A 7,422-nucleotide genomic window follows, 5' to 3' on the forward strand; every position below is an offset into this window, starting at 1 on the left:
GCCCACGGCGACGCCGAACTCGCCCGCCGCTTCGACGCCGCCCCCGTGCTGCTGGACCTCGACCGGGGCACCTTCGCCGTCTCCGGTACGAAGGTCCGCGCGGATCCCGTCGGCCACTGGGCGGAGATCGAGCCGCCGGTCCGGGCCTGGCTGGCCCGCAGGGTCGTCGTGGTCGGCGCGGAGTCCACCGGTACGACCACCCTCTCCCGCGACCTCGCCGCCGCCCTGCGCGGCCGGGGCGGCCCGCACGCGCTCACCCGCTGGGTGCCCGAGTACGGCCGCGAGCTGACCGTCGCCAAGCTGGCCCGTGCTCGCGCGCTGGCGGCCCCGGACCTGCCTCCGCCGACCGTGGCGGACCTCGACTGGGACGACGCCGACTTCGAACTCGTCGCCCGCCGCCAGAACCGCACCGAGCAGCATGCCGCCCGTACCGGTGGCCCGGTGCTCGTGTGCGACACCGACGCCCTGGCCACCACCGTCTGGCAGGAGCGCTACCGCGGCCGCGCGACCGCCCCGGTCCGGGACCTCGCGCGGTCGATGCCCCCGCGCGCCCTCTACCTGCTCACCTCCGACAAGGACGTCCCCTTCGACGACGACGGCCTGCGCGACGGCGAGCACCTGCGCGGCTGGATGACCGACCGCTTCCGCGAGACCCTCACCACCTCCGGCGTCCCCTGGCAGGAGCTCCACGGCGACCGCCGGACCCGCCTGACCGAGGCCCTCCAGGCGGTGGACCGCCTGCTCGCCGACGGCTGGCACCTGGCGGACCCTCTCGGCTGACCGGTGCCCCCGCTCAGGCGTGCGGCCAGACCGTCACGTCCACCATCAGGAAACCCACTTCGGGCGACACGGTCGACTTGACCTGGACCACCAGGAGGGCGATGTTGCCCGCGCGGTCCCTGGCGCAGATCTCGCTCCCCGTCGCCACGACCGCCAGGGGCAGGTGGTGGCTGGTGGCATGCCGGAGTTCGAACTCGCACGTGTCGTAGGTGGCGCCCTGTTCGGTGAAGCGCGGGAGGAGCACACTGCTGCGGCTCTCCAGCGAGCACTGCTGCGCGCCGCAGGTGAAGCGGATGTCCCCCTTGCGGTCTTTCCGGACGTCCTGGTCGCCGAGGTTCAGGGAGTTCGTCGCGTCCAGGTGCAGGAGGGGCTCGGCGATGGGCAGCGGCGTCGCGGGGGCGGTGGGGGAAGGCCGGGACGTGGCTTCGACCGCGCCGCCCAAGGAGCCGGAGCCGCCGGCGCCCGCCGCCGTTCCCGTCCCGGTTCCCGAGGCACCGGTAGTCGGCCGCTGCGAACCCCTCGCCGTGGCACCGTGCGACCCCGCCGAGCCGAGCGCCGTCCACGCCAGGCCCCCCAGCAGCGCCAGGGACATGACGGCCGCGAGGGCGCCAGCGATCAGTGCCACGCGCGTCCTGCGGGACATCGGCTCGGCCGGCGGGGGCGCGTAGGGCCAGTGCGCGGCGGTGGGCGGGAGCATCCGGGTCGACGGGGCGAGGGGTGCCGGAACCGTCAGCTCCGCCCCCCTGATCTCCCGCCAGACGGACGACCCTGCGCCGCCCTCGGGGGCGGGGCCCATGCGCTCCCCGCACCACTGGACGATGTCCGCCAAAGTGGCCCGGTCCTTGGGATCGGTGGCCAGGCAGCGGGCGAACAGCGGGCGCAACTCCTCGGGCAGCAGGGACAGATCGGGCGTGGAGTGGACGATCCGGTACAGCACGGCGGGCAACGAGCCCTCGCCGTACAGCGGTTCACCCAAGGCTGCGAAGGCCGCCGTCTGGCCGAGGGCGAAGACGTCCGTCGCCGGGGTGATCTCGCCGCCGGACGCCTGCTCGGGAGCCATGAACACGGGCGTGCCCATGGCGGCACCCGTGGCGGTGAACGAGGTGGCGTCGGCCGCCAGGGAGATGCCGAAGTCGATGACGCGGGGGCCGTCGGTGGCCAGCAGCACGTTCGACGGCTTCAGGTCCCGGTGCACGATGCCGGCCTCGTGGATCGCCTGGAGCGCCTCGGCCACGCCCGCCATCAGGCGCAGCACGGCCGGGACCGGCAGCGGTCCGCGCTCGGCCACCACGTCCGCCAGGGAGGGCCCCGGAACGTACAGCGTGGCGAGCCACGGCGGTTCGGCCTCCGGGTCGGCGTCGATCAACTCCGCGGTGTACGCCCCCCGGACCCGGCGGGCCGCCGCGATCTCCCGGCGGAACCGGCGCCGGAAGGCGGGGTCGTCGGCCAGCTCCGACCGTACGACCTTGATCGCAACCGGCCGTCCGCCCTGCGTGTGCGCCAGGTAGACCCGCCCCATCCCGCCCGCGCCGAGCCGCGCGGCCAGCCGGTATCCCCCCACCACGACCGGATCGTCCGCCTGAAGCGGCCGGAACGCCTCGCTGGACGTGTTCATCGACTCTCCCCCTGCCTCGTCCGGCCCCGGAAACGCGTTCCCGTGCAGCACAGTTGACGGGTGATCTTCTCAGAAGGCGAGACCCGCTCACTTACCCGTGCCGCATCCCTTGACGCACCCCCCGTCGGAGGATTAACTCACGTCCTAAATTAAGCCCTGAGGAGCCGACGCGGTTTTCGGGGTTCCCCTCTCCCGGAAAGGGACCGCTGGAGTCATGCGCAGCATCCGAGCCGCGGCCACAGGCGCCGTCGTCATGTCTCTCGCCCTCGCGGCAACGGCGTGCGGAGGAGGTACGGACAGCGGGGACGGAGCCGGTGGCTCGTCCAAGACGCTGACCTACTGGGCCTCCAACCAGGGCGCCAGCGTCGCCGTGGACAAGCAGGTGCTCCAGCCCGAGCTGGACAAGTTCGAGCAGCAGACCGGCATCAAGGTCAAGGTCGAGGTCGTGCCCTGGTCCGACCTGCTCAACCGCATCCTCACCGCCACCACCTCCGGCCAGGGCCCGGACGTGCTGAACATCGGCAACACCTGGAGCGCCTCCCTCCAGGCGACCGGCGCGCTGCTGCCCTGGGACGCCAAGAACTTCGCCAAGATCGGCGGACGGGACCGCTTCGTCGACCCCGCGCTCGGCTCCACCGGCGCCGAGGGCAAGGACCCGGCCGCCGTACCGCTGTACTCGATGGCGTACGCCCTCTACTACAACAAGCAGATCTTCGCCGACGCCGGCATAGACGGGCCCCCGGCCACCTGGGACGAACTCGTCGCGGACGGCGCCAAGATCAGGGCCAAGGGCAAGTCCGTGCTCGGCGCCGAGGGGTCCAACCTCTCCGAGAACGTCCACCACGTCTTCGTCTTCGCCAAGCAGCACGACGCCGGCTTCTTCTCCGCCGACGGCAAGCCCGACTTCACCAACCCCAAGGTGGTCGACGCCGTCAAGCAGTACGTCGACCTCATGGCCAAGGACAAGGCCATCCCGGTGGGCAACGCCGAGTACGCGCAGAACCAGTCCGTCAGCGACTTCGCCAAGGGCAAGCAGGCCATGCTGCTCTGGCAGTCCGCCGCCGCCAACCTCAAGTCCCAGGGCATGAAGGACGACGCCTACGGGGTCGCCCCCGTACCCGTCCAGAAGGGCACCCCCGGACCCGGCGCCCAGGTCAACTCGATGGCCGCCGGCATCAACATCGCCGTCTTCAAGGACAGCCACAACCTCGACGGCGCCACCGAGTTCGTGAAGTTCATGACCAGCGACGCCGAGCAGAAGATCCTCAACAAGGCGTACAGCTCCATCCCGCCGGTCAAGGCCGCGCAAGCAGACCCGGCGTTCGACGGGCCGTCCACCGCCGTGCTGAAGGACACCCTCGCCAAGAGCGCCGCCGCGCTGCCGCAGGTCGCCACCGAGTCGCAGTTCGAGACCGCCGTCGGCACCGCGGTGAAGGACCTGTTCGCCGACGCCGCCGCCGGGCGCGCGGTCACCACCGCCTCCGTCAAGGCCAAGCTGGAGAAGGCCCAGCAGCAGATGCCGGCGGCCTGACGTCCATGACCTCCACCGTTCTGAAGGAACCGGTGCGCGAGGACACCCCCGGTGCGGCGCGCGGCCCGCGCCGCACCGGGCGGTCCCGCCGCACCGCGCTCCCGTACCTGCTCCTGCTGCCCGCCCTGGTCTTCGAACTCCTCGTACATCTGGTCCCGATGGTCATCGGCACCCTGATGAGCTTCCGGTCCATCACCCGCTTCACCCTGCGTGACTGGAGCAACGCCCCCTGGACCGGCCTGCGCAACTACCGCGTGGCCGTGGACTTCGACGCCCCGGCCGGCGAGGCGCTGCTGCGCTCCTTCGCCGTCACCGTGGGCTTCACCCTGCTCTCCGTCGCCCTGTGCTGGGCGCTCGGCACCGCAGCCGCCGTCTTCATGCAGGACACCTTCCGGGGCCGCGGCGTCCTGCGCGCCCTGTTCCTGGTGCCGTACGCGCTGCCCGTCTACGCGGCCGTCATCACCTGGGTCTTCATGTTCCAGCACGACAACGGCCTGGTGAACCACGTCCTGCACGACCAGCTCCACGTCACCGACAAGCCGTCCTTCTGGCTCATCGGCGACAACAGCTTCTACGCCCTGCTCACCGTCTCGGTGTGGAAGGGCTGGCCGTTCGCCTTCCTCATCGTGATGGCCGGCCTGCAGAACATCCCGCGCGAACTCTACGAAGCCGCCGCCCTGGACGGTGCCGGGATGTGGCAGCAGATCCGCCGCATCACCCTGCCGTCCCTGCGCCCGGTCAACCAGGTACTGATCCTGGTGCTGTTCCTGTGGACGTTCAACGACTTCAACACGCCCTACGTCCTGTTCGGCAGGTCGGCACCCGAGGCCGCCGACCTGATCTCCGTGCACATCTACCAGACCACCTTCCTCACCTGGGACTTCGGCACCGGCTCCGCCATGTCCGTCCTGCTGCTGCTCTTCCTGCTGGCCGTGACCGGCGGATACCTGCTGTTCACCTCACGCGGAAGGAGGGCCGGAAATGGCTGACTCGTCGCCCATGGCGCCGCCCCGTTCGTTCCTGTGGTCCCGCCGGATCTTCCTCACCCTGCTCTCCGGCTTCGTGCTGCTGCCCGTCTACGTGATGGTCTCCAGCTCGCTCAAGCCGCTCGCCGACGTCACCGACAAGTTCCGCTGGCTGCCGAGCGAGTTGACGATCCGGCCGTACATCGACATCTGGTCCACCGTGCCGCTCGCCCGGTACTTCGTGAACTCGCTGATCGTCGCCGGCTCGGCCACGATCTGCTCGGTCGTCATCGCGGTCTTCGCGGCCTACGCGGTCAGCCGGTACGACTTCCGGGGCAAGCGTGTCTTCACGGTCACCGTGCTGTCCACGCAGATGTTCCCCGGCATCCTCTTCCTGCTCCCGCTGTTCCTGATCTACATCAACATCGGCAACGCCACCGGGATCGCCCTGTTCGGCTCGCGCGGCGGGCTGATCCTGACGTATCTGACCTTCTCGCTGCCGTTCTCCATCTGGATGCTGATCGGATACTTCGACTCGGTGCCGCGCGACCTCGACGAGGCGGCGCTGGTGGACGGCTGCGGCCCGCTCGGCGCGCTGTTCCGGGTGGTCGTGCCGGCCGCGGTGCCCGGCATCGTCGCCGTCGCCGTCTACGCGTTCATGACCGCGTGGGGAGAAGTCCTCTTCGCCTCCGTGATGACCACCGACACCACCCGCACCCTCGCCGTCGGGCTCCAGGGCTACTCCACCCTCTACGACGTCTACTGGAACCAGATCATGGCCGCCTCGCTCGTGGTGAGCGTCCCCGTGGTCGCCGGGTTCCTGCTGCTCCAGCGCTATCTCGTCACCGGACTGACGGCGGGCGCCGTCAAGTGACCGACTCCCCGCACCTCGAAGGGACTTCCATGTCCGAGCCCATCGACCTCGCCGCCTTCCCGGAGAACTTCCGCTGGGGCACGGCCACGTCGGCGTACCAGATCGAGGGCGCCGTCGCCGAGGACGGCCGCTCGCCGTCGATCTGGGACACCTTCTCGCACACCCCCGGCAAGATCGACGGCGACGACAACGGTGACATCGCCTGTGACCACTACCACCGCTGGCGCGACGACCTCGGCCTGATGCGCCAGCTGGGCGTGGACATGTACCGGCTGTCCGTCGCCTGGCCGCGTGTGATGCCCGGCGGCGACGGCCCGGTCAACCCCAAGGGGCTGGCCTTCTACGACGAGTTGACCGACGCCCTGCTGGAGGCGGGCATCACCCCCTCCGTCACCCTCTACCACTGGGACCTGCCGCAGGTGCTCCAGGACCGGGGGGGCTGGCCGGAGCGGGACACCGCCGAGCACTTCGCCGCGTACGCCTCGGCCGTCGCCGAACGGCTCGGTGACCGTGTCACCCACTGGGCCACCCTGAACGAACCCCTCTGCTCGGCCTGGATCGGCCACCTCGAAGGCAAGATGGCCCCCGGCTGGACCGATCTCACCGCGGCCGTCCGCGCCTCCTACCACCTGCTTCTCGGCCACGGCCTCGCCACGCAGGCGGTCCGCGCCGCCGCGCCCGGCGCGGAGATCGGCATCGTCACCAACCTCTCCACCGTGCACGCCGCCACCGACCGCCCCGAGGACGTGGCCGCCGCACGCCGCCAGGACGGTCATGTCAACCGCTGGTGGCTCGACCCGGTGCACGGCCGCGGCTTCCCCGCCGACATGGTCGAGGTGTACGGGGTGGAACTGCCCGAGAAGCCGGGCGACCTGGAGACCATCGCCGCCCCGCTGGACTGGCTGGGCCTGAACTACTACATGCCGGCCCATGTCGCCGACGACCCGGACGGGCCTGCTCCGTACACCCGTCCCGTGCGCCGGGAGGGCGTACCGCGTACCGGTATGGACTGGGAGATCGACGCGAGCGGCATCGAGGCCCTGCTGCTGCGCCTCACCGAGGAGTACGGCGCCCGCAAGATCTACGTCACGGAGAACGGCTCGTCCTTCCCCGACCGGGTCGGCCCGGACGGCACCGTCGACGACCCCGAGCGCCGGGCCTACCTGGAGAGCCACCTCGCCGCCTGCGCCTCCGCCGCCGCCAAGGGCGCCCCGCTCGCCGGCTACTTCGCCTGGTCCCTGATGGACAACTTCGAGTGGGCGTACGGCTACGACAAGCGCTTCGGCCTCTTCCACGTCGACTACGCGACCCAGGCCCGCACGATCAAGGCCAGCGGGCGCCGGTACGCGGAGATCATCGACACCCACCGCAAGCTCGGGCGCCGCGCGGCCTGAGCCCCCCGGGGCGGGCGCGCTCACCCCGTGCCCGCCCCCCGCCTTCCATGTGACACGCACCAGGCACCGAACTGTCCAGGCCCCCGCACCGCCGACAGATCCTCCCGAGGAGAGCCGCATGCCGTCACGCACCCCCCGCACCCTGCTCACCGCACTCGCCGCCGTCGCCCTGCTCACCGGGACCACGGCCCTCACCGCCCCCGCCACCGCCGCGCCGGCCGCCGCGGCCGCCACCTGGGACACCGACCGCGCCGCCACCGCCT

General features: G+C 71.2%; 6 protein-coding genes. 5 read left to right on the forward strand and 1 reads right to left on the reverse strand.

Translation table 11 applies throughout. From position 1 onward, the window contains the following. On the forward strand, positions 1 to 780 hold a 780-nt coding region (locus tag GT030_RS19455), incomplete at its 5' end, for an AAA family ATPase (RefSeq protein ID WP_161202188.1). 13 nt (positions 781 to 793) lie between these two features. On the opposite strand, the gene GT030_RS19460 is transcribed toward GT030_RS19455, so the two are convergent. Then, entirely contained in the window at positions 794 to 2,395 is a 1,602-nt protein-coding gene (locus tag GT030_RS19460; RefSeq protein ID WP_161202189.1) for a serine/threonine-protein kinase, read from the reverse strand. Between the two features lie 214 nt (positions 2,396 to 2,609). Between GT030_RS19460 and GT030_RS19465 the strand changes: the two genes are divergently transcribed. Genes GT030_RS19465 through GT030_RS19480 form a run of 4 tightly spaced genes read left to right on the forward strand, consistent with a single transcriptional unit; the run spans position 2,610 to position 7,159 of the window. Next, positions 2,610 to 3,926 carry a sugar ABC transporter substrate-binding protein gene (locus GT030_RS19465; RefSeq protein WP_161202190.1) on the forward strand — a complete coding sequence of 439 codons (1,317 nt, stop codon included), beginning with the start codon at positions 2,610 to 2,612 and terminating at the stop codon, positions 3,924 to 3,926. 5 nt (positions 3,927 to 3,931) lie between these two features. Beyond that, the gene (locus GT030_RS19470) at positions 3,932 to 4,915 is read left to right on the forward strand and encodes a sugar ABC transporter permease (RefSeq protein ID WP_161202191.1); all 984 of its coding nucleotides are present in this window, start codon (positions 3,932 to 3,934) and stop codon (positions 4,913 to 4,915) included. A 10-nt stretch (positions 4,916 to 4,925) separates the two neighbouring features. Next, entirely contained in the window at positions 4,926 to 5,765 is an 840-nt protein-coding gene (locus GT030_RS19475; RefSeq protein ID WP_161202193.1) for a carbohydrate ABC transporter permease, read from the forward strand. Positions 5,766 to 5,794: 29 nt separating this feature from the next. Beyond that, a complete protein-coding gene (locus GT030_RS19480; RefSeq protein WP_161202192.1) occupies positions 5,795 to 7,159 on the forward strand; it encodes a GH1 family beta-glucosidase in 1,365 nt (454 codons plus the stop codon). Positions 7,160 to 7,422 lie beyond the last annotated feature (263 nt).

Origin of the sequence: Streptomyces sp. SID1328 (assembly GCF_009865595.1) — a bacterium.
In the GTDB taxonomy this organism is placed as follows: domain Bacteria; phylum Actinomycetota; class Actinomycetes; order Streptomycetales; family Streptomycetaceae; genus Streptomyces; species Streptomyces griseoluteus.